Raw genomic sequence first — 21,031 nt, 5'->3', positions numbered from 1 at the left:
TGTTTCACTTGTTCAGCAAACATGCGATGAATCTGAGTTTAACAATTATCGTTCCGCTGTGGGTGAAATTATGGGGCGAATGCTCGTCGATATCATGAATCCCATCTATAAACAGCACCCCGAACTAAAACCCAGAGAAATTACCTGAAAATCACCGCGCTGCTTCATTCTGCCCCCATAACTGTCAGGTCTTTCCAGTACCAGATTACAGCTTAATGCCGCAGTGTAATAAATTTTCCCTCCAGTACTTTTTGCAGTCAGGCGATACGGTGCCTGACTATGTGCATTGCGTTACGAAATTCCGGTAACACGATGCGTCGACTAAACGGCGTAAAACTCTTGTAAATATGGACGGTGAACACTTTTGAACGAAAAGTGTTGTCTTCACCCAGACACAGCTCTTCTGTCTTTGCCTCTTACTTTATTGAAATAATGTAATCGGTGTCACAAAAAGGTGCGGTCTTACGGAATTTTCCGTAAAGTTCGGTACTCTGAATTAGTAGAGATAAATTCTTCAGGAGAGAAGCCATGAAGTGGCAACAACGTGTTCGTGTCGCAACTGGCCTGAGTTGCTAGCAGATTATGTTGCATTTACTGGTAGTGGCGCTGCTGGTGGTAGGCTGGATGAGTAAGACTCTGGTTCACGTCGGCGTGGGATTATGTGCGTTGTATTGCATCACGGTGGTGATGATGCTGGTGTTCCAGCGCCACCCCGAGCAACGCTGGCGCGAGGTGGCTGATGTGCTGGAAGAGCTGACCACTACCTGGTATTTTGGTGCGGCGCTGATTGTGCTGTGGCTGTTGTCCCGCGTGTTGGAAAACAACTACTTGCTGGCGATTGCAGGGCTGGCGATCCTTGCTGGCCCGGCGGTAGTGTCGTTACTGGCTAAAGATAAGAAGTTACATCACCTTGCGTCTAAACATCGCGTACGCCGCTGACCCTGTCGTGGCCGTTATCACCAGTAGCGGCCACAAACTATTCCACACAATATCCAGACTCGCATCCTTTAAATAGATCTGCTTGGTAATGTCCGTAAAGTGGCGAATAGGGTTAATCCACGTCAGGTTTTGCAGCCATACTGGCATGTTTTCCACCGGCGAAACGTAACCGGAAAGGAGAATGGCGGGCATCATAAAGACAAACACGCCGATAAACGCCTGCTGTTGCGTTGAACACAGTGACGAAATCAACAGACCGAATCCCACCAGCGATAAACCGTAAATCACCATCGTAAAGTAGAACAGCGCCAGCGATCCGGCGAAGGGAATCTGATACGCCCAGATACCAATCGCCAGCACAATAGTGGCCTGGAAGGTGGCGACAATTAACGCCGGGACGGCTTTGCCGATGAATATCTGCCAGGTGGTGAGCGGCGAAACCAGTAGCTGATCGAGCGTACCCTGTTCACGTTCGCGGGCGACGGAAAGTGAAGTGACGATCATCACGCCGATAGTGGTGATCATGGCGATCAGCGACGGCACCACGAACCATTTGTAATCGAGATTCGGGTTATACCAGTTGCGTACCACCAGTTCGCTGTTGTTGGGCTTTGGTTTTCCTTCCAGCAGCTCCTGCTGATAATTTTTGACGATCTGTTGCAGGTAATTAGCGGCGATTTGCGCACTGTTGGAGTTACGCCCGTCGAGGATCAACTGCAACGGCGCGGTCTGAAAGGTATCCAGTTTGCGCGAGAAGTCAGCCGGAAAACGCACCAGCAATAACGCCTTTTGTGTGTCGATGGTTGGACGGATCTCCTGCGGGCTTTTCAGCAGCAACACATGGGTAAAGGCACTGGCGCGGGCAAAGCGCTGGGTCAGTTCTACTGAATGTGCGCCGTTATCTTCGTCGTAAATGGCGATGGTGGCGTTGGTCACTTCCAGCGTGGCGGCGAACGGGAACAGGATCACCTGAATCAACACGGGTAAAATCAGAATTGCCCGCGTCTGTGGTTCGCGCAGCAGCGACTGCAACTCTTTGCGGATTAATGTCCATAAGCGATGAAACATGCTCTTCTCCCTAATCCAGCCGACGTTTGGTTTTCAGCCACGTCAGGCCGATAAACATCACCGCCGAAGCGATCAAAAACAGCACATTCACTATCAGCACCACTGGAATATTCCCGGCGAGAAACAAACTTTGCAGGGTACTGACGAAATAACGTGCGGGAATAATGTACGTCACAGCGCGGATCACCGCCGGCATACTGTCTATCTGAAAAATAAAGCCGGAAAGCATAATCGACGGCAGGAAAGCGGCGTTTAGTGCCACCTGGGCGGCGTTGAACTGGTTGCGGGTAATTGTGGAAATCAGTAGCCCCATCCCCAGGGTACTGAGCAAAAACAGGCTGGAGATAAAAAACAGAATCAGCAGCGACCCGCGATACGGCACGCCGAGAATAAACACCGACACCAGCATACACAGCAGCATCGCCAGCATCCCGAGAAAGTAATAGGGAATCAGCTTACACAGCAGCAGTTCCGTGCGGGTAATCTCCGTAGAGAGTAACGCCTCCATGGTGCCGCGTTCCCATTCTCGCGCCACCACCAGCGAGGTGAGAATGGCGCCGATGACCGTCATGATAATGGTCACCGCACCGGGGATAATAAAGTGCTGGCTAATCGCCGCCGGGTTAAACCAGTAGCGTGTCTGGACGTCAATAAGCGGTTCAAAAGTCTGCCCGTTGTCCTCCGCCCGCTGCATTTGCCAAATCTGCCAGATCCCTTCGACATAGCCCTGCACAAAGTTAGCGGTATTCGGCTCACTGCCGTCGGTGATCACCTGAATCGGTGCGGTGGCGTTGGCGCGCTCCATCTGCTCGGCGAAATCCACCGGAATAACCACCAGACCACGAATTTTTCCCGCCTGCATTTTGGCGATCAGTTCCTGACGGTTATCGCTGATGGTGGCGTCGATGTAGGGCGAACCGGTCATGGTGTGGGTGAAATCCAGCGCCGCTTCGCTACGCTGTTCCAGTAAAATCCCGACGCGCAGCTTGCTGGAGTCGAGGTTAATGCCGTATCCAAAAATAAACAGCAGTAGCAGTGGGATCACTACCGCAATCAGCCAGCTACTCGGATCGCGAACGATCTGCCGCGTCTCTTTGACGCACAGCGCCCGCACGCGACGCCAGGACAGGATCGGATTACTCATTGCTATGCTCCTTATCCCAGTCGTGGATCAACTGAATAAAGGCTTGCTCCATAGTGGGATCGGGTTGCTCATCGTTGGCCGACTGCGCTTTCAAATCGTCCGGTGTGCCGCTGGCGATTAATTTCCCGCGGTACACCAGGCCGATGCGGTCGCAATATTCCGCTTCATCCATAAAGTGGGTGGTGACCATCACCGTGACGCCTTTCTCTACCATACTGTTGATATGTAGCCAAAATTCACGGCGGGTGAGGGGATCAACGCCGGACGTCGGCTCATCGAGAAACAGAATATCCGGTTCATGCATCAGCGAACAGGCCAGCGCCAGCCGTTGTTTAAAACCTAATGGCAGTTCATCGGTGGCGTGGGAGGCGATACTTTTCAGGCCGAACGCCTCGCTCATTCGAGAGATTTTTTCATTCTGCGCCCGACCGCGTAAGCCATACACGCCAGAGAAAAAGCGTAAATTCTGTTCGACCGTCAGGTTGCCGTAGAGCGAAAACTTTTGCGCCATATAGCCGAGGTGCTGGCGCGCTTTACCGGAACTCTCTTTCAGATCCATTCCCAATACCAGCGCCTGACCAGAGGTCGGAACCAGCAAACCGCACATCATCTTAAACGTGGTCGATTTCCCCGCGCCGTTTGGCCCGAGCAAACCAAAAATTTCCCCGCGTTTAACAGCAAAGTTGACGTGATCGGTGGCGGCAAAATCGCCAAATTTCTTGGTCAGCTCTTTCGCTTCGATTACTGTCTCGTCGGGTGTGCCTTCTACCGTATGTAATATTGCGCCCAGCGGCGATTCCGAAGTTCCGGCACCGCCGAGCAAATCAATAAACGCATCTTCAAAGCGCGGCGTAGTTTCGTTGATGTTGATTTCCGGCATCCCGTCGGCATGGCGAATATCGTCTGGTGTGGCCTCTTTTTTGAGGATCAGGCGTACCGATTTCCCCTGAATCATCCCGTCGCTGATCTGTGGCAGTTTCAATGCCCGTTGCAACAATTTGCGGTTGCCCTCGTGCGGGCTGGTCATCAGAAAACTGCGTCCGGCCATAGTTTGCGTCAGAGCCGTCGGTTCCCCCTGATACAGCAGCTCGCCTTCGTTCATCAGCAATACGTCACGGCACTGCTCGGCTTCGTCAAGATACGAGGTGCTCCAGAGGATTAACATCCCTTCGCCCGCCAGCTCATGCACCATCTGCCACAGTTCGCGCCGTGAGATAGGGTCAACGCCGACGCCGGGTTCATCGAGCAGCAATACTTTCGGTTCGCCCACCAGCGTACAGGCCAGGCCGAGTTTTTGCTTCATCCCGCCGGAGAGCTTGCCCGCCAGACGCCCGGTAAACGGGCCAAGAGACGTAAACTCCAGTAGACGAGCAAAAGTTTGCTTCCGCGCTTCACCGGTGACGCTGCGCAAATCCGCATACAGATTGAGGTTCTCCATCACAGTGAGATCTTCATACAGGCCGAATTTCTGCGGCATATAGCCGAGCACGGCGTGCAGCGCAGCATCGTTTTTGATGGGATCAAAGCCAATCACCGTGGCACTGCCGCTGTCGGGTTTCAGTAATCCCGCCAGCATCCGCATCAGCGTGGTTTTACCCGCGCCATCCGGCCCCACCAGCCCCGTCACATAACCAGCGTGAATGGTACAGTTGAGCGGCGCGACGGCGGGCTTGTCCATGCCCGGAAAACGTTTTTCCAGGCCGTTTAGCGTAATAACGGCATCATTCATGTCCTGCCTCGTTACCGAATTGCACCGTTACTGGCATTCCCTGGCGTAACGCATCATCGGCGTCCGTCACCACAATACGCAGGCGATAAACGAGGTCGGTACGCAGATCCGGCGTTTCGACGGTTTTCGGCGTAAATTCAGCAGTTGGTGAAACGAAACCGATCTGCCCGTGATACGGCTTGTTCGGGCGACCATCGGTATAAAGCAGCACTTCGCGCCCCGGCTGAGCCTGGTCGAGATTACGCTCATCAACATAGGCGCGTACCCACACCGGGCGTGTCAGCGAGACGGTAAACACTGTGCCGCCTTCATTGAGCACCGTACCCGGTTCTACCGCGCGGGTTAACAACGTGCCATCAGAGGGGGCAATCAGCGTCGAGTCCTGTAAATTCAGCTCCGCCTGCGCCAGTTGCGCCTGCGCCTGTTCGAGGCTGGCTTTCGCCTGGGCGATGTCCTGCTCGCGATTACCGGAGCGGTACTGGCGGAGTTTATCCTGTGCCGATTTCAGCGTCGCCAGAGCCTGGTCGCGCGAGGAGCGAGCATTTTCCAGGTCGTTTGCCGAAATGGTGCGACTTTTCCACAACCCTTGCTGGCGGTTGTAGAAGTTCTGCGCATAGTCATAAGCGGCCTGCGCTTGTTTCACTGCGGCGGCAGCCTGGGCAATTTCTTCATCGCGATATCCCGCGAGCATCAGGTCATATTGCGCCTGAGCTACCGAAACGCCCGCTTTTGCCTGCATCAGGGCGATTTCATACGGTTTGTGATCCAGTTCGCCCAGCACCTGGCCTGCTTTTATCGTATCGCCTTCGTCTACGGCCAGCGACTCAACGCGACCACCAACGCGGAAGCTAAGATTCACCGTACGAATATCCACGTTGCCATACAGCGTCAGACCGTTATCCTGGCGGCTCTGATACCACCAGTAGCCTCCGGCAATCACGGCGGCAAGCACCACTACCGCCAGTCCAATTACGACAGGTTTTTTCATCACTACAAACTCCTTTGCGATAATCCTTGCAAAATCAGATCGATATGACAGGTTATCGTCTGGTTGATCAGTTCGGTCTTTTCTTCATCGAACGCGGCCCAGCCGGTGCGTAACAGAATAGTTTCTTTGCCAAGACGAAACGCCAGAATCTCGCCAATCAGCGCATGAGTATGGAGGATCGTGCGCGTATCGTTGGCATCGCAACCTGTCCAGGCGGCGATCAGGCGTGTGAGGTGGCAGTGCAGTGGGCTAATCACCTGTTCATGCACGAGGTGGTAGGCTGCTGTGGGGGAGAGTTGCTCACGGGAAATAAACTTGCTGAGGTTGACGGTGTTATCCTGGGTGAGCAGTTGGATCATATTCCTGCAAGCGCGAAGGATCAGCTCACGGATAGCGGCGCGATCTGGTTCTGGCTGTGAGAATAAGCGTTCGGCTTCTTCTGCGTGTGGGCGGAACTGCTCGCCAATGAAATCGGCAATCCATTGGGCACAGGCCAGGTACAAATCTTCCTTCGAACCGAAATAGTAGGTGATGGCGGCGATATCACGGGTGGTGGCGTTCATTCCATACTCGCCAAACTGCGCTAGCGCCGCAGCAATAAGCTGTTTTTTCGCCTGCTCACCCTTGATTGTCATGGCAGGGTTATTCATCGCACAGCCCATTCTTAATCAAATGATTGATTAAGATTATGACCCCTTTTTACTGTTGTCCAGTATGGCCAGGAATTTTAGCAATACCAGTCTCAGGGATAATTTATGCGCCGCGTCACAAAAACTGCTACACTCCGCCCCCTCATGACATTGTGGTTTTTGTCATTTTCCTTTTCAGTATCTCCCTGAAAACTACACCGGTAACGGTCGGGGCGGTTCGGAGTAGTTATGTCTTTCGATTCTTTGGGTTTAAGCCCTGATATCCTGCGCGCTGTTGCCGAGCAGGGTTACCGTGAACCCACTCCTATCCAGCAGCAGGCGATCCCTGCGGTGCTGGAAGGCCGCGACCTGATGGCCAGTGCCCAGACCGGCACCGGCAAAACCGCGGGCTTTACGCTGCCGTTGTTGCAACACCTGATCACTCGCCAGCCGCACGCCAAAGGACGTCGCCCGGTACGCGCGCTGATCCTCACCCCGACCCGTGAACTGGCGGCGCAGATTGGCGAAAACGTCCGTGATTACAGCAAATACCTGAACATTCGTTCGCTGGTGGTGTTTGGCGGCGTCAGCATTAATCCGCAGATGATGAAGCTGCGTGGCGGTGTTGATGTGCTGGTGGCAACGCCGGGACGTTTGCTGGACCTGGAACACCAGAACGCGGTGAAGCTGGATCAGGTTGAAATTCTCGTCCTCGATGAAGCTGACCGTATGCTCGACATGGGCTTTATTCACGACATCCGTCGCGTGTTGACTAAATTGCCAGCGAAGCGCCAGAACCTGCTGTTCTCCGCCACTTTCTCTGACGACATTAAAAACCTGGCGGAGAAGCTGCTGCATAATCCGCTGGAAATCGAAGTGGCGCGCCGCAATACCGCGTCTGATCAGGTAACCCAACACGTTCATTTTGTTGATAAGAAACGCAAACGCGAATTGTTGTCGTACATGATTGGTAAAGGGAACTGGCAGCAGGTGCTGGTATTTACCCGTACCAAACATGGCGCTAACCATCTGGCGGAACAGCTCAATAAAGATGGCATCCGCAGTGCGGCGATCCACGGTAATAAATCGCAAGGCGCGCGTACCCGTGCGCTGGCCGATTTTAAATCGGGCGATATTCGCGTACTGGTGGCAACTGACATTGCTGCGCGTGGCCTGGATATCGAAGAGTTGCCGCACGTCGTCAACTATGAACTGCCAAACGTACCGGAAGATTATGTCCACCGTATTGGGCGTACCGGTCGTGCAGCAGCCACTGGCGAAGCGTTATCGCTGGTGTGCGTTGATGAACACAAACTGCTGCGTGATATCGAAAAATTGCTGAAAAAAGAGATCCCGCGCATTGCGGTTCCGGGCTATGAGCCGGATCCGTCAATCAAAGCTGAACCGATCCAGAATGGTCGCCAGCAACGTGGCGGTGGTCGCAGTCAACAGCAACCGCGCCGTGCAGAAGGTGGCGCGAAATCAGGTAGCGCGAAGCCCGCAGAAAAACCGTCTCGCCGCCTCGGCGATGCCAAACCGACAGGCGAACAACAACGTCGTCGCCGTCCGCGTAAACCTGCCGCTGCGCAGTAATCTTTTATGCCGGGCATAGCCCGGCATGAGACTGATGACAAACGTAAAACTGCCTGATGCGCTACGCTTATCAGGCCTACGTGAACTCTGCAATATATTGAATGTGCATGTTTTTGTAGGCCGGATAAGGCGCTTGCGCCGCATCCGGCATTTCACAACAAGCACTTGTCAGCCATTTGCGAGCGCGGCAAAAAGATTTCTCTGTTTTATCGCCCACAAGCCACCCGATGCGTTACTTCTCCGCAGCCAATTGTCCGCGCAACGCCATTAAAAGGTACCCCAGGCGATTCTTGCCCTGACCATTACCGCCATCTCCCCAGTAAGCATCATTTTGCGTATGCTCAACCAGTTTTGCGGACGCGGTTGCCAGCAAGAGCGTATGCAGTTTTGCATGTTGTTCGAATTTAGCGCGAAGCGCTTTACGCATCATCCTGGTGGTTATTGCGAGCCGCTTTCCAGAAACAGAAAAACCATTACCCCTGAAAACCGAAAAATGCCACAATATTGGCTGTTTATACAGTATTTCAGGTTTTCTCATGGCATTAACCGCCGCGCTTAAAGCGCAAATCGCCGCCTGGTATAAGGCGCTTCAGGAACAGATCCCCGACTTTATTCCCCGTGCGCCGCAGCGGCAGATGATTGCAGAGGTCGCTAAAACGCTGGCCGGAGAAGAAGGGCGGCATCTGGCGATTGAAGCCCCCACCGGCGTTGGGAAAACGCTCTCCTATTTGATCCCCGGCATCGCCATTGCCCGCGAAGAACAAAAAACGCTGGTGGTGAGTACCGCTAACGTAGCGTTGCAGGATCAGATCTACAGCAAAGATTTGCCGTTGCTGAAAAAGATCATTCCCGATCTTAAATTCACTGCCGCTTTCGGGCGTGGGCGCTACGTTTGCCCGCGAAACCTGACGGCGCTCGCCAGTACTGAACCCACGCAACAGGATCTGCTGGCGTTTCTCGACGACGAACTCACACCGAACAATCAGGAAGAACAAAAACGCTGTGCGAAGCTGAAGGGCGATCTCGACACTTATAAATGGGATGGTTTGCGCGATCACACTGATATTGCTATTGATGATGATCTCTGGCGCCGCCTGAGTACTGATAAAGCCAGTTGTCTTAACCGCAACTGTTACTACTATCGCGAATGCCCGTTTTTTGTCGCTCGTCGGGAAATTCAGGAAGCGGAAGTGGTGGTGGCAAACCATGCGCTGGTGATGGCGGCGATGGAAAGCGAAGCGGTATTGCCTGACCCGAAAAATTTGCTGCTGGTACTGGATGAAGGTCATCACCTGCCGGACGTGGCGCGGGATGCGCTGGAGATGAGCGCCGAAATCACCGCGCCCTGGTATCGGCTGCAACTGGACTTGTTCACCAAACTGGTCGCCACCTGCATGGAGCAGTTTCGCCCGAAGACCATCCCACCGCTGGCAATTCCTGAACGTTTGAATGCGCATTGTGAAGAGTTGTATGAGCTTATTGCCTCTTTAAACAACATTCTCAATCTCTACATGCCTGCCGGGCAGGAGGCAGAGCACCGTTTTGCGATGGGCGAACTGCCCGATGAAGTGCTGGAGATTTGCCAGCGTCTGGCAAAACTTACCGAAATGCTGTGTGGTCTGGCGGAGTTATTCCTCAACGATTTAAGCGAGAAAACCGGCAGCCACGACATTGTGCGCCTGCATCGGTTAATTTTGCAGATGAACCGTGCGCTGGGGATGTTTGAGGCGCAAAGCAAACTCTGGCGGCTGGCTTCGCTGGCGCAATCTTCCGGTGCGCCAGTGAGCAAATGGGCGACGCGGGAAGAGCGCGAAGGGCAACTACATCTCTGGTTTCACTGCGTGGGAATACGTGTCAGCGATCAACTGGAAAGGCTGCTGTGGCGCAGTATTCCGCACATTATTGTCACCTCCGCAACCTTGCGTTCGCTGAACAGTTTTTCGCGTTTGCAGGAGATGAGCGGGCTGAAAGAGAAAGCGGGCGACCGCTTTGTGGCGCTGGATTCGCCTTTTAACCACTGCGAACAGGGCAAAATTGTTATTCCCCGGATGCGCTTTGAGCCTTCCATCGACAACGAAGAGCAGCACATTGCCGAAATGGCAGCGTTCTTCCGTGAGCAGGTGGAGAGCAAAAAACATCTTGGTATGTTGGTGCTGTTTGCCAGTGGACGAGCGATGCAGCGGTTTCTCGACTATGTGACGGATTTACGCCTGATGTTGCTGGTGCAGGGCGATCAACCGCGTTACCGTTTAGTTGAACTACACCGCAAACGCGTTGCCAACGGTGAGCGCAGCGTGTTGGTGGGTTTACAGTCATTTGCCGAAGGGCTTGATTTGAAAGGCGATCTGCTCAGCCAGGTGCATATCCACAAAATCGCTTTTCCGCCTATCGACAGCCCGGTGGTGATCACCGAAGGGGAATGGTTAAAAAGCCTCAACCTCTATCCGTTTGAGGTGCAAAGCCTACCGAGCGCCTCGTTTACCCTGATTCAGCAGGTTGGGCGATTGATTCGAAGCCACGGTTGCTGGGGCGAAGTGGTGATTTACGACAAACGCTTGCTGACCAAAAATTATGGCAAGCGACTACTGGATGCATTACCGGTATTTCCGATTGAGCAACCGGAAGTCCCTGAAGGTATAGTTAAAAAGAAAGAAAAAACGAAATCTCCACGCCGTCGGCGGCGTTAATGATGTGAGTCAGGTAAGGAGTCGTAAATGGACTATCGCAAAATCATTAAAGAGATCGGGCGCGGGAAAAACCACGCGCGCGATTTAGACCGGGACACCGCGCGCGGTCTGTATGCCCATATGCTCAACGGTGAAGTCCCCGACCTTGAGTTGGGCGGCGTATTGATTGCGCTGCGTATCAAAGGGGAAGGGGAGGCAGAAATGCTCGGCTTCTATGAAGCCATGCAAAATCACACCGTCAAGCTGACGCCGCCGGTCGGCAAGCCGATGCCCATCGTCATTCCAAGCTATAACGGCGCGCGTAAACAGGCCAACCTGACGCCGTTGCTGGCGATTCTGCTGCATAAACTTGGTTTTCCTGTGGTGGTTCACGGCGTCAGCGAAGATCCAACTCGTGTGCTGACCGAAACCATTTTCGAACTGATGGGTATTACGCCAACGTTGCACGGCGGGCAGGCGCAGGCGAAGCTCGACGAACATCAACCTGTCTTTATGCCTGTTGGCGCGTTTTGCCCGCCGCTGGAAAAACAACTGGCGATGCGCTGGCGGATGGGCGTGCGTAACAGTGCACATACCCTGGCGAAACTGGCGACGCCGTTTGCTGAAGGTGAGGCGCTGCGTCTTTCCAGCGTCTCACATCCTGAGTACATCGGACGGGCGGCTAAATTCTTCAATGATATTGGCGGGCGGGCGCTGTTAATGCATGGCACCGAAGGCGAAGTCTATGCTAATCCGCAACGCTGCCCGCAAATAAATCTTATTGATCGCGAAGGGATGCAGGTGCTGTATGAAAAACAGGACACTGTTGGCAATGAGTTACTGCCACAAGCAAAAGACCCGGAAACCACGGCGCAGTGGATTGAGCGTTGCCTGGCTGGCAGCGAAGCGATTCCCGAATCGCTGAAAATCCAGATGGCTTGCTGTCTGGTGGCAACGGGAGAAGCGGCAACTATCAGCGACGGCCTGGCGCGCGTTAATCAGGCATTTTAATTTTTATCTCCGCCGGATGAGCAATGTCATCCGGCCGTTACCCCACCGCAATATGAAATTCCTGCATCTTTATTGACCTTCCTGCGCCCGGCGTGCAGCATAAAAAAACAACAAACACATAACATAAACAGGAGTTAACTATGGAAAGTGGTCATCGCTTTCATGCGCAGACGCTGCACAGTTTTATTCAGGCTGTATTTCGTCAGATGGGGAGCGAGGAACAAGAAGCGAAATTAGTCGCCGATCATTTAATCGCGGCAAATCTGGCAGGGCATGATTCACATGGTATTGGCATGATCCCAAGCTATGTGCGCTCCTGGAGTCAGGGACATCTACAAATTAACCATCATGCCAGAATAGTCAAAGAAGCGGGGGCGGCGGTCACGCTCGATGGCGATCGCGCATTGGGTCAGGTCGCGGCGCACGAAGCGATGGCACTGGGGATTGAGAAGGCACGTCAGCACGGTATTGCCGCCGTGGCGCTACATAACTCGCATCATATTGGGCGCATTGGATACTGGGCGGAACAGTGCGCGGCGGCGGGGTTTGTCTCTATCCACTTTGTTAGCGTGGTCGGTATTCCAATGGTCGCGCCGTTCCACGGTCGCGACAGTCGCTTTGGCACCAATCCGTTCTGTGTGATTTTCCCACGTAAAGATGATTTCCCGCTGTTGCTTGATTACGCCACCAGCGCCATCGCATTTGGTAAAACTCGCGTTGCCTGGCATAAAGGCGTCCCCGTACCGCCAGGCTGCCTGATTGATGTTAACGGCGTGCCGACGACGAATCCGGCGGTAATGCAGGAGTCGCCGTTAGGTTCGCTGTTGACCTTTGCCGAACATAAAGGCTATGCCCTCGCGGCGATGTGTGAAATTCTTGGCGGGGCGCTTTCTGGCGGTAAAACGACGCATCAGGAAACGTTACAAACCAGTCCCGATGCCATTCTTAACTGCATGACCACTATCATCATCAACCCGGAACTGTTCGGCGCACCGGATTGTAGCGCGCAGACCGAAGCTTTTGCTGAGTGGGTGAAAGCCTCGCCGCATGATGAAGATAAGCCGGTTTTGCTACCGGGCGAGTGGGAAGTGAACACGCGTCGCGAACGGCAGGAGCAGGGGATTCCATTGGATGCGGGAAGCTGGCAGGCCATTTGTGATGCAGCGCGGCAGATTGGTATGCCGGAAGAGACGTTGCAGGCTTTCTGTCAGCAGTTAGCCAGCTAAAAAAAAGCCCGTCCAGTGACGGACGGGCAAACAAGGGTAACATAGGATCAATGAGGGTTAGAGCATATGCGTCTGTCGGCAAACGGACAGGGAAATACTTTTGCTGGACGTAGCGTAAATGCCATATCCGACCAACGGTTGAATTTTGTAGGCCTGATAAGACGCGACAGTGTCGCATCAGGCATCTGATGCCGGATGCGGCGTAAACGCCTTATCCAGCCTACGAATTACTGATCCGACCTACGAATTACTTATAGATAACCGCAGTTCCGCTTAATTTATTGTTGTTGGTCGCGGAGGTAATGCTGTATCCGCTGGCGCCAGCAGCCGCAGCTTTTTCAGCCAGTTTTGCTTCCAGAGCATCAAGGGTAGATGCGCCATCGGCTGAAACCACGCCGATTTTATTCATGTTTTGTGCCTGGGAAGCCGTTACCGGTTCTGCCGCGAACACACCAAATGACAGAGTTGAAAGAGCCATAGCAGCAACAACAGTATTGATAGTTTTCATGATTAATCTCTCGCAGGTGATTTTTGTTTAAGTGACGTTGTTTCGTCGATGTGATGAGTATCACGTTTTTTTGTGTGAGAGAAAATCGAAGAGAATTGACCACCTTGTTCAAATAAATTGATTAATATCTAACATGTTGATATTTAATTCATTTATCACATTTATGAATCATTTCCACATCGGGTGGCATTCACGGCGGCGTTAAAGGCACGGAATGCCACTCAAAATTCAAATCATATTCGCTATACATCATACCAGTTGTAGTTAACGTAACTGGCTGTCTTTTGAACCTCTGCGATTATATCCCGTATAAACGGGTTTTTGTAAATCTTTCTCCTGTTGGCAGTGAATACATAAGCGCACGCCAGGAATGGCTTCCCGACGGGCTTGCGGGATGGGGGCACCGCACTCTTCACATTCATACAGGCTCTCGCCACGAGGGATTTCACCCCGGGCGCGGGCAATCGCATCTTCAATTGTACTGTTGATCTGTTCGTTGACGGCGTCATCGTTAGCCCAACCGGATGCCATATCGTCCTCCCATATCAATGCTTGTACACTTAAGTGTAGTTAATATAGGGACGAATTCAGGCAGTTCAACTGTCAGATTCTCTGACTATTATAAAGGGAAGAATTATCAGCACTGTTTTGCCCTGCGCTAGTGAGTGCCTGTGCCACTGGCGCAAAGATCGGCAAAAGTGTAAGTGAACGAAAACTGCATCCATAGGCGAATGCAGTTACGTTGGCGTGGTTATTTGTAGATAGTTGCGGTACCGAACATCTGGTCTTTCCCGCCTGCTGAGTTAATGACATAGCCCTTCGCGCCTTGTTCTTGCGCTTTTTCTGCCAGTTTATTCTCCAGATCGCTTAAGTTTGATGCGCCGGTAGCCGAAACAGTTCCGGCGGGGCGTAGTTGTCCGGTGTCCTGGCTACTCAGGGGCTGCGCGGCAAAAGCCGTGAAGGTGATTCCGCTCAGGACGGTGGCAATCAGTAATGCGAGGCATTTTTTCATGATGACATCCTCATAAATACAACGGGTAGTGCCTGATAAGTGTAGGTCGCCTGCGCGATGAAAATGACGCAAAAAATTGACAGAGATGTGCTTGTTTTTTGAACGATAAATTTTTACAAAACAAGACAAATCAACGACATATAGCATACTGATTTTTATAGGTAATTGATGAAAAAGTAGGGGGTATTGCGTTTTTGCGCATGATTAGCGCAACCAGATATTTACCCTGCTACGTTATGCGAGTATCTTACGCCGCTGCTTAAAGGAGAATGCTATGTCTGCCCAGAAACCGGGGTTACATCCGCGTAACCGTCATCACAGCCGCTACGATCTTGCCACGCTTTGCCAGGTGAACCCTGAACTGACGCAATACCTCACTCTGACGCCTGCTGGTGAGCAAAGCGTTGATTTTGCTAATCCACTAGCAGTTAAGGCGCTTAATAAAGCGTTGCTGGCACATTTTTACGCCGTGGCGAACTGGGATATTCCAGAGGGTTTCCTTTGCCCGCCAGTACCGGGCCGGGCGGATTATATTCATCATCTTGCCGATTTACTGGCAGAAGCATCAGGCGCTATTCCTGTTAATGCCAGCATTCTGGACATTGGCGTTGGCGCCAACTGTATTTATCCGCTGATTGGCGTGCATGAATATGGCTGGCGTTTTACGGGGAGTGAAACTCATAGTCAGGCGTTAAGCAGCGCGCAGGCAATTATCAACGCCAACCCTGGGCTTAACCGCGCCATCCGCCTGCGTCGGCAAAAAGAGGCCAACGCTATTTTCAGCGGTGTTATCCATAAAAACGAGCAGTATGACGCGACCTTGTGTAATCCGCCGTTCCACGATTCTGCGGCGGCGGCACGGGCAGGCAGCGAACGTAAACGTCGAAACCTGGGACTGGGCAGAGACGACTCGCTGAACTTTGGCGGCCAGCAGCAGGAGCTGTGGTGTGAAGGTGGTGAAGTGGCTTTTATCAAAAAGATGATTGAGGAAAGTAAAGGCTTCGCGAAGCAGGTGATGTGGTTTACCTCGTTGGTTTCTCGTGGGGAAAATCTGCCGCCTTTATATCGTGCATTGACTGACATTGGTGCGGTGAAGGTCGTCAAAAAGGAGATGGCCCAGGGGCAAAAGCAAAGCCGCTTCATTGCCTGGACCTTTATGAACGATGAACAGCGCCGTCGTTTTGTGAATCGCCGGCGTTAAAGCATCCGCTTCCCCGGCGGTCGGTTCAGGCGCTGAATCCGCTATGGCTGTTACGCCGGGGAGAGGCATATCCAGCATGTTGCCTTTGTTTCATCAAGAGACGTGTTGTAAAAATTCCTGCAAACGCTGGCTTGGTGGGTTCTTAATCAACACCTGCGGGTCGCCATCTTCAGCAATACGACCCTTGTCGATAAAGATCAGACGCGAAGCGACTTTTTCGGCAAAACCGATTTCATGAGTCACTATCACCATTGTCATACCTTCTTCTGCCAGATCCTGCATGACCTTCAGTACTTCATGACGCAGTTCCGGGTCAAGGGCAGATGTTGGTTCATCGAACAACATCATTTTCGGTTTCACCGCCAGCGCACGGGCAATTGCCACACGTTGTTGCTGACCACCGGAAAGCTCGGAAGGATAGTGATGTGCGCGTTCTGCCAGACCGACTTTCGCCAGTAGTTCACGCGCCAGTTTTTCTGCCGCGTCTTTGCTTGCACCGCGTACACGCAGTGGACCAAACATCACGTTTTCCAGCGCTGTCAGGTGCGGGAAGAGGTAAAACTGCTGAAATACCATGCCTGCTTCCTGACGAATCAGGCGCTCATCGACTTTCGGATCGTTGACTTTCAGACCGTCCACAATCAGATCGCCGGAAGTGATTTCTTCCAGTTTGTTAATGCAGCGCAACAGAGTCGACTTACCGGAACCCGAGGGGCCGATAATGACCACGACTTCGCCCTGGGTAATGTTTAAATCAATATTGTGCAGCACCTGGGTAGGGCCAAAATGCTTGGAGACGTTTTTAAATTCAATCACAGGATTTTCATCCTTCTTTCCAGACGACGCAGAATAAAGCTCAGCACCAGAGTAATAATCAGATAGAACACCGCAACGGCGCTCCAGATCTCAAGAGCGCGGAAGTTACCGGCAATAATTTCTTGTCCTTGCCGGGTCAGTTCCGCCACGCCGATAACAATAAACAGCGAGGTGTCCTTAATACTGATGATCCATTGGTTACCCAGTGGCGGCAGCATACGGCGCAGTGCCAGCGGTAAAATGACGTAACGGATGGTTTCCCAGCGTGAAAGTCCAAGCGCCAGCCCCGCCTCACGAAAACCTTTGTGAATCGACAACACCGCGCCACGAGTGATTTCCGCAATGTACGCGCCGGAGTTGATCATGATGGTGACCACCGCCGCGGTAAACGGGTCGATGCGTAAATCATTAAACGCCATCGGTAGGGCGAAGTAGATAAACATCACCTGGACGACGATAGGTGTTCCGCGGATCACTTCAATGAAGACCAGCGCGATGTGATTGGCGATCCAACCACCGAAAGTGCGTGCAAAACCTGCCGCCAGGCCGATTACCAGACCGCCAGCCAGACCGAGGATCGAAATCCACAGGGTCATTTTGGCGCCTTCAATCAGAAGCGGAATGGCCGGCCAGATGGCACTCCAGTCAAACTGCATATGTTGTTCCTGTTACCGTGGTGTCAATAATCAAGGGATCGCATTGCCCGGTCAGCAAACGTACTGCCGGGCATTGGCGAGCCAAATACAGCGTTGTTATTTCGGTTCAGTACCGAACCATTTTTTGTAAATTTCGTTGTAAGTTCCGTTCTCGCGCAGGGTTTTCAACGCGCCGTTGACTTTGTCACGTAGCGCGTCGCTACCTTTCGGGAACGCAATCCCGTACTGTTGCGCTTCCAGGGAGTCGCCTACCGCTTTAAACTGACCGTTACCAGCGGTTTTGATGAAGTAAAGAATGTTTGGCGTGTCGTGCAGTACGGCGTCTGCGCGGTTGGTGCCCAGCTCCATATAGGCATTATCGATGTTCGGGAACTGACGTAGATCTTTAGTTTTGATGTTCGCTTTTGCGTAATCAACAGAGCCAGTGCCGCTCTTCACCGCGACCACTTTACCGTCGAGATCTTTCACGCTTTTAACGTCGTTATTGTTGGCTTTCACCATCACTAACAGGCCGCTTTTGTAGTAGCCGTCAGAGAAGTCGATCGCTTTTTTGCGTTCGTCGGTAATAGTGATGCCAGCCAGCGCAAGATCGACGTTTTTGGTTTGCAGCGCCGGAATAATGCCGCTGAAATCCATGGGTTTCAGTTCGTAATCCAGCTTCAGTTCTTTTGCAATCGCCGCCCACAAATCCACATCAAAGCCGACGTATTTATCGCCCTGTTTAAATTCAAACGGAACGAAAGCGGTATCCGTCGCCACAACCAGTTTTTTATCCGCGGCATGAGAAGAAACCGCAAAAGCCAGGGTCAGTGCAGCCAGTGAAACTTTTAATACAGACTTCATAGCATTTCCTTTTTTTCTATCCACGGGACGATCCCCTGCGTGACATTCACATATATGAAAAAATCGTGCCAGTTTTACAACTCTTTGATTTTTCTAGGAGCGATGGAAACTTATTGCACGATTTGTAGGGCAATACTCTTAGGTTGCACTATTTCGGGGCACCAAAGTGGTGCGTTAAAATTGTGCTATCAACACAGCGATTATTTAGCGTAAATCCTGATGAAAAAACAATCTTTATGTAACGATTTTGTGATGGTGTTGATACAAATGATTTACTTTGTCAGTCGGAAAGGGCTGATGGCTGCACTAAAAAGGTGCGTTGAGAGAGGCTACAAAAAAACGGCCTCCTGAACAGGAAGCCGCTTTTACTCATGCTTTGATTCTTCAGCAATGGATTTATTCGATATTGGCTTCAATAAACCACAGGAACTTATCCAGGTCGCGGGAAGCGGCGGTCAGGATGTCTGCGGTGTCGTCGTCTTTTGTCTCACCGATGGCTTTACGCACGTCGTTAGCGACAATCGCGTAACGGTCCGCCAGCTCTTTCAGGTGATCCTGAACGTTATGGATATCCAGCGGGTAGCTTTTCAACGGGGTTTTGCTATTGATAACTTGAGTGGTGCCAAGAGCAACGCCGCCCAGCTGTACCGCACGTTCTGCCATGGTATCGAGATGATCAATCAGAGCGGTACGGAAGCCATCCAGCATTTCATGTACGGCAATAAAGTTAGCGCCGCGCATGTTCCAGTGCGCTTGTTTGGTGATTAAGGAAAGATCAATGAACTGGATAACCTGGCGATTCAGCAACTCAATTGTCGCTTTTTTCTCGCTGTCGGAGACATCGTTGCGGGTATAAAGCATATTGGTCGCTTTTGATTTGACTAATTTAGCGGTACTCATAATTTCATATCCTCTTGATGTTATGTCCCAGTAATTTACGAGACTAAGTATAGCACCAGCTATGTGTTCCGCTATTGCGGCTGTTCCTATCACACTAATAGCGCTAACAAGAGTGAAAAATAAAAAATGATATAAATTCAGTGTGTTATATATATAAATAAGAGCAATTCTTATTTATTTGCTTACCAGGAGTTTTCAGAATAAATATGCTTTTGTGTAGCCAGCAATATAAAGATGCAATGGATGAAGAGTAACGGAATATTTTGCATGGTTATGCATAACCATGCAAAATTGTAAAATTAATTAATATCTAATTCTTTTATTTTGCTCTCTTTGCGTACTGTCAGGGTGGAGCCCATTGACGCGGCAATGATAGCGCCGAGCGCCAACAGTTGTACCGGCGCTAATGTTTCGCCGAGGAAAATCATCCCGGAAATAGCGGCCATTGCCGGTTCCATACTCATCAGCGTACCAAAAGTTCGCGTCGGCAGGCGGGTCAGGGCAATCATCTCTAACGAGTAGGGCAGGGCGGTAGAGAGAATGGCGACCGCCAGACCCAGTGGAATAACCGACCAGTGCCAGAGTGCCTCTCCGGCTTGCACAGCGCCAATGGGCACGAAAATAAGCGCTGCAATAAGTGAACCGATCGCCACCGTAGCTGGGCCGTGTTCAGCGCCTGCACGCTGCCCGCTTAATATATAAATAGCCCAGCAGGCACCCGCACCAAGCGCCAGTGCACAACCGGTTAAATCAACATGAGAAACATCCTGATTCAACGGCAGCAGAAACCACAGGCCAAGCACCGCCAGCACAACCCAAATGAAGTCTACCGGACGACGAGAAGAGAACAGCGCCACCGCCAGCGGCCCGGTGAATTCCAGCGCTACCGCAATTCCCAGAGGCACAGTCTGAATGGCGAGATAAAAGAGATAGTTCATCCCTCCCAGCGATACACCGTAAAACAACAGGGGTAAACGTTGTTCTTTGGCAAAACGCAGCCGCCACGGCTTAAAGAACGTAATCAGAATCATCGTGCCCAGAGCCAGACGCAGTGCGGTAACTCCTGGCGCGCCTACCAGTGGAAACAGTGATTTTGCTAATGAGGCCCCACCCTGAATAGACGCCATGGCAACGAGCAATATTAATATCGGTAACCAGACCGGCATTTTACGTAATGAACCAGGCATCCTTTCTCCCATAAGTTTGTATAGTCAGGTAAAGCGTGGAGTTTACTGGATATACCCGAGGCTGGTTGAGCATTTGTTGAAAAAATTTTTCCCTGTTTTGACCAAAATGCGCCAGAATTGATGGATTCATCAGTCTGGTGATTAGGAATAATCTGGATGAATGATAGTGGGTATGTGCATAATATTTATGCAAAACACTAAAAAATTGTTTAAATTTAGATGGATAGCGCTATATGGAAACGTTCTGTTACACGAAATAGCCCGTTAGACATCACAAATCGCAAAGAGTTTCCCATTAATTTTTGATATATTTAAAGCTTAGGACTTATTTGAATCACATTTGAGGTGGTTATGAAAAAAATTGCATGTCTTTCAGCACTGGCCGCAGTTCTGGCTTTCACCGCAGGTACTTCTGTAGCTGCTACTTCTACCGTAACTGGCGGTTACGCTCAGAGCGACGCTCAGGGCAAAATGAACAAAATGGGCGGTTTCAACCTGAAATACCGCTATGAAGAAGACAACAGCCCGCTGGGGGTGATCGGTTCTTTCACTTACACCGAGAAAAGCCGTACTGCAAGCACCGGTGATTACAACAAAACTCAGTACTACGGCATCACTGCTGGTCCGGCTTACCGCATCAACGATTGGGCAAGCATCTACGGTGTAGTTGGTGTTGGCTATGGTAAATTCCAGACCACTGAATTCCCGGCTTACAAACACGACACCAGCGACTATGGTTTCTCCTATGGCGCAGGTCTGCAGTTCAACCCGATCGAAAACGTTGCTCTGGACTTCTCCTACGAGCAGAGCCGTATTCGTAGCGTTGATGTAGGCACCTGGATTGCCGGTGTTGGTTACCGCTTCTAATCATTTCGGTGATATAAAAAATCCGCCTCTCGGGGCGGATTTTTTTGT

At 51.7% G+C, this 21,031-nt stretch carries 20 protein-coding genes and 2 pseudogenes; 8 read left to right on the top strand and 14 right to left on the bottom strand.

The window, feature by feature from the left end; all coding sequences use genetic code 11:
* Positions 1-582 precede the first annotated feature (582 nt).
* Entirely contained in the window at positions 583-939 is a 357-nt protein-coding gene (locus EA14781_RS14870; RefSeq protein ID WP_000902897.1) for a YbhQ family protein, read from the top strand.
* On the opposite strand, the gene EA14781_RS14865 is transcribed toward EA14781_RS14870, so the two are convergent.
* Genes EA14781_RS14865 through cecR form a run of 5 tightly spaced genes read right to left on the bottom strand, consistent with a single transcriptional unit; the run spans position 901 to position 6,518 of the window.
* Entirely contained in the window at positions 901-2,007 is a 1,107-nt protein-coding gene (locus tag EA14781_RS14865) for an ABC transporter permease (protein ID WP_000469020.1), read from the bottom strand. The two genes, EA14781_RS14870 and EA14781_RS14865, sit on opposite strands and share 39 nt — an antisense overlap.
* A gap of 10 nt (positions 2,008-2,017) precedes the next feature.
* The gene (locus EA14781_RS14860; protein ID WP_000070127.1) at positions 2,018-3,151 is read right to left on the bottom strand and encodes an ABC transporter permease; all 1,134 of its coding nucleotides are present in this window, start codon (positions 3,149-3,151) and stop codon (positions 2,018-2,020) included.
* Complete coding sequence (locus tag EA14781_RS14855) at positions 3,144-4,880, bottom strand: ATP-binding cassette domain-containing protein (RefSeq protein WP_000997116.1); 1,737 nt, start codon at positions 4,878-4,880, stop codon at positions 3,144-3,146. The genes EA14781_RS14860 and EA14781_RS14855 overlap by 8 nt, the downstream gene beginning before the upstream one ends.
* Positions 4,873-5,868 (bottom strand): secretion protein HlyD, encoded by a 996-nt coding sequence (gene hlyD, locus EA14781_RS14850; RefSeq protein WP_002430181.1) that lies wholly within the window; start codon positions 5,866-5,868, stop codon positions 4,873-4,875. The genes EA14781_RS14855 and hlyD overlap by 8 nt, the downstream gene beginning before the upstream one ends.
* 2 nt (positions 5,869-5,870) lie before the next feature.
* Positions 5,871-6,518, bottom strand: coding sequence for a transcriptional regulator CecR (cecR, locus tag EA14781_RS14845; RefSeq protein ID WP_002430180.1), 648 nt, complete (start codon positions 6,516-6,518; stop codon positions 5,871-5,873).
* A gap of 228 nt (positions 6,519-6,746) precedes the next feature.
* On the opposite strand from cecR, the gene rhlE reads away from it, so the two are divergent.
* Complete coding sequence (rhlE, locus tag EA14781_RS14840) at positions 6,747-8,090, top strand: ATP-dependent RNA helicase RhlE (protein ID WP_000007137.1); 1,344 nt, start codon at positions 6,747-6,749, stop codon at positions 8,088-8,090.
* Between the two features lie 232 nt (positions 8,091-8,322).
* On the opposite strand, the pseudogene EA14781_RS14835 reads toward rhlE, so the two are convergent.
* Positions 8,323-8,520, bottom strand: a pseudogene (locus EA14781_RS14835) (NADAR domain-containing protein); the annotation flags it as partial.
* A 106-nt stretch (positions 8,521-8,626) separates the two neighbouring features.
* Here EA14781_RS14835 and dinG point away from each other — a divergent pair.
* The 3 genes from dinG to hcxB all read left to right on the top strand — a co-directional run bounded on the left by dinG (position 8,627) and on the right by hcxB (position 12,993).
* The gene (dinG, locus tag EA14781_RS14830) at positions 8,627-10,777 is read left to right on the top strand and encodes an ATP-dependent DNA helicase DinG (protein ID WP_001218676.1); all 2,151 of its coding nucleotides are present in this window, start codon (positions 8,627-8,629) and stop codon (positions 10,775-10,777) included.
* Positions 10,778-10,804: 27 nt separating this feature from the next.
* Positions 10,805-11,767 (top strand): DNA-binding protein YbiB, encoded by a 963-nt coding sequence (gene ybiB, locus EA14781_RS14825; protein ID WP_000386561.1) that lies wholly within the window; start codon positions 10,805-10,807, stop codon positions 11,765-11,767.
* 140 nt (positions 11,768-11,907) lie between these two features.
* On the top strand, positions 11,908-12,993 hold the full coding sequence (hcxB, locus tag EA14781_RS14820; RefSeq protein WP_000443552.1) for a hydroxycarboxylate dehydrogenase HcXB: 1,086 nt from the start codon (positions 11,908-11,910) through the stop codon (positions 12,991-12,993).
* 247 nt (positions 12,994-13,240) lie between these two features.
* On the opposite strand, the gene ybiJ is transcribed toward hcxB, so the two are convergent.
* The 3 genes from ybiJ to mcbA all read right to left on the bottom strand — a co-directional run bounded on the left by ybiJ (position 13,241) and on the right by mcbA (position 14,513).
* Entirely contained in the window at positions 13,241-13,501 is a 261-nt protein-coding gene (gene ybiJ / locus EA14781_RS14815) for a DUF1471 family protein YbiJ (protein ID WP_000849301.1), read from the bottom strand.
* A 264-nt stretch (positions 13,502-13,765) separates the two neighbouring features.
* Positions 13,766-14,032, bottom strand: coding sequence for a C4-type zinc finger protein YbiI (gene ybiI / locus EA14781_RS14810; protein WP_000146363.1), 267 nt, complete (start codon positions 14,030-14,032; stop codon positions 13,766-13,768).
* Between the two features lie 220 nt (positions 14,033-14,252).
* A complete protein-coding gene (gene mcbA, locus EA14781_RS24920; RefSeq protein ID WP_002430177.1) occupies positions 14,253-14,513 on the bottom strand; it encodes a DUF1471 family periplasmic protein McbA in 261 nt (86 codons plus the stop codon).
* Positions 14,514-14,787: 274 nt separating this feature from the next.
* On the opposite strand from mcbA, the gene rlmF reads away from it, so the two are divergent.
* Positions 14,788-15,714 (top strand): 23S rRNA (adenine(1618)-N(6))-methyltransferase RlmF, encoded by a 927-nt coding sequence (gene rlmF, locus EA14781_RS14800; protein WP_001275950.1) that lies wholly within the window; start codon positions 14,788-14,790, stop codon positions 15,712-15,714.
* A 93-nt stretch (positions 15,715-15,807) separates the two neighbouring features.
* Here rlmF and glnQ read toward each other — a convergent pair whose 3' ends face one another.
* The 5 genes from glnQ to rhtA all read right to left on the bottom strand — a co-directional run bounded on the left by glnQ (position 15,808) and on the right by rhtA (position 20,116).
* Entirely contained in the window at positions 15,808-16,530 is a 723-nt protein-coding gene (gene glnQ, locus EA14781_RS14795) for a glutamine ABC transporter ATP-binding protein GlnQ (protein ID WP_000569101.1), read from the bottom strand.
* Positions 16,527-17,186, bottom strand: a complete 660-nt coding sequence (gene glnP / locus EA14781_RS14790) for a glutamine ABC transporter permease GlnP (RefSeq protein WP_001159052.1) — start codon at positions 17,184-17,186, stop codon at positions 16,527-16,529. Before glnP ends, glnQ begins: the two co-directional genes overlap by 4 nt.
* Positions 17,187-17,282: 96 nt before the next feature.
* Positions 17,283-18,029 (bottom strand): glutamine ABC transporter substrate-binding protein GlnH, encoded by a 747-nt coding sequence (gene glnH / locus EA14781_RS14785; protein ID WP_000843863.1) that lies wholly within the window; start codon positions 18,027-18,029, stop codon positions 17,283-17,285.
* A gap of 396 nt (positions 18,030-18,425) precedes the next feature.
* The gene (gene dps, locus EA14781_RS14775) at positions 18,426-18,929 is read right to left on the bottom strand and encodes a DNA starvation/stationary phase protection protein Dps (protein WP_002430176.1); all 504 of its coding nucleotides are present in this window, start codon (positions 18,927-18,929) and stop codon (positions 18,426-18,428) included.
* A gap of 299 nt (positions 18,930-19,228) precedes the next feature.
* Complete coding sequence (rhtA, locus tag EA14781_RS14770) at positions 19,229-20,116, bottom strand: threonine/homoserine exporter RhtA (RefSeq protein WP_002430175.1); 888 nt, start codon at positions 20,114-20,116, stop codon at positions 19,229-19,231.
* A 233-nt stretch (positions 20,117-20,349) separates the two neighbouring features.
* Here rhtA and EA14781_RS24915 point away from each other — a divergent pair.
* Positions 20,350-20,415: pseudogene (locus EA14781_RS24915) on the top strand (hypothetical protein).
* Between the two features lie 52 nt (positions 20,416-20,467).
* Positions 20,468-20,983, top strand: a complete 516-nt coding sequence (gene ompX / locus EA14781_RS14765) for an outer membrane protein OmpX (protein ID WP_002430173.1) — start codon at positions 20,468-20,470, stop codon at positions 20,981-20,983.
* Positions 20,984-21,031 lie beyond the last annotated feature (48 nt).

This window comes from Escherichia albertii NBRC 107761 = DSM 17582 (genome assembly GCF_000759775.1).
Taxonomy (GTDB): Bacteria; Pseudomonadota; Gammaproteobacteria; order Enterobacterales; family Enterobacteriaceae; genus Escherichia; species Escherichia albertii.
This window is presented reverse-complemented; position numbering and strand designations above follow the sequence as displayed.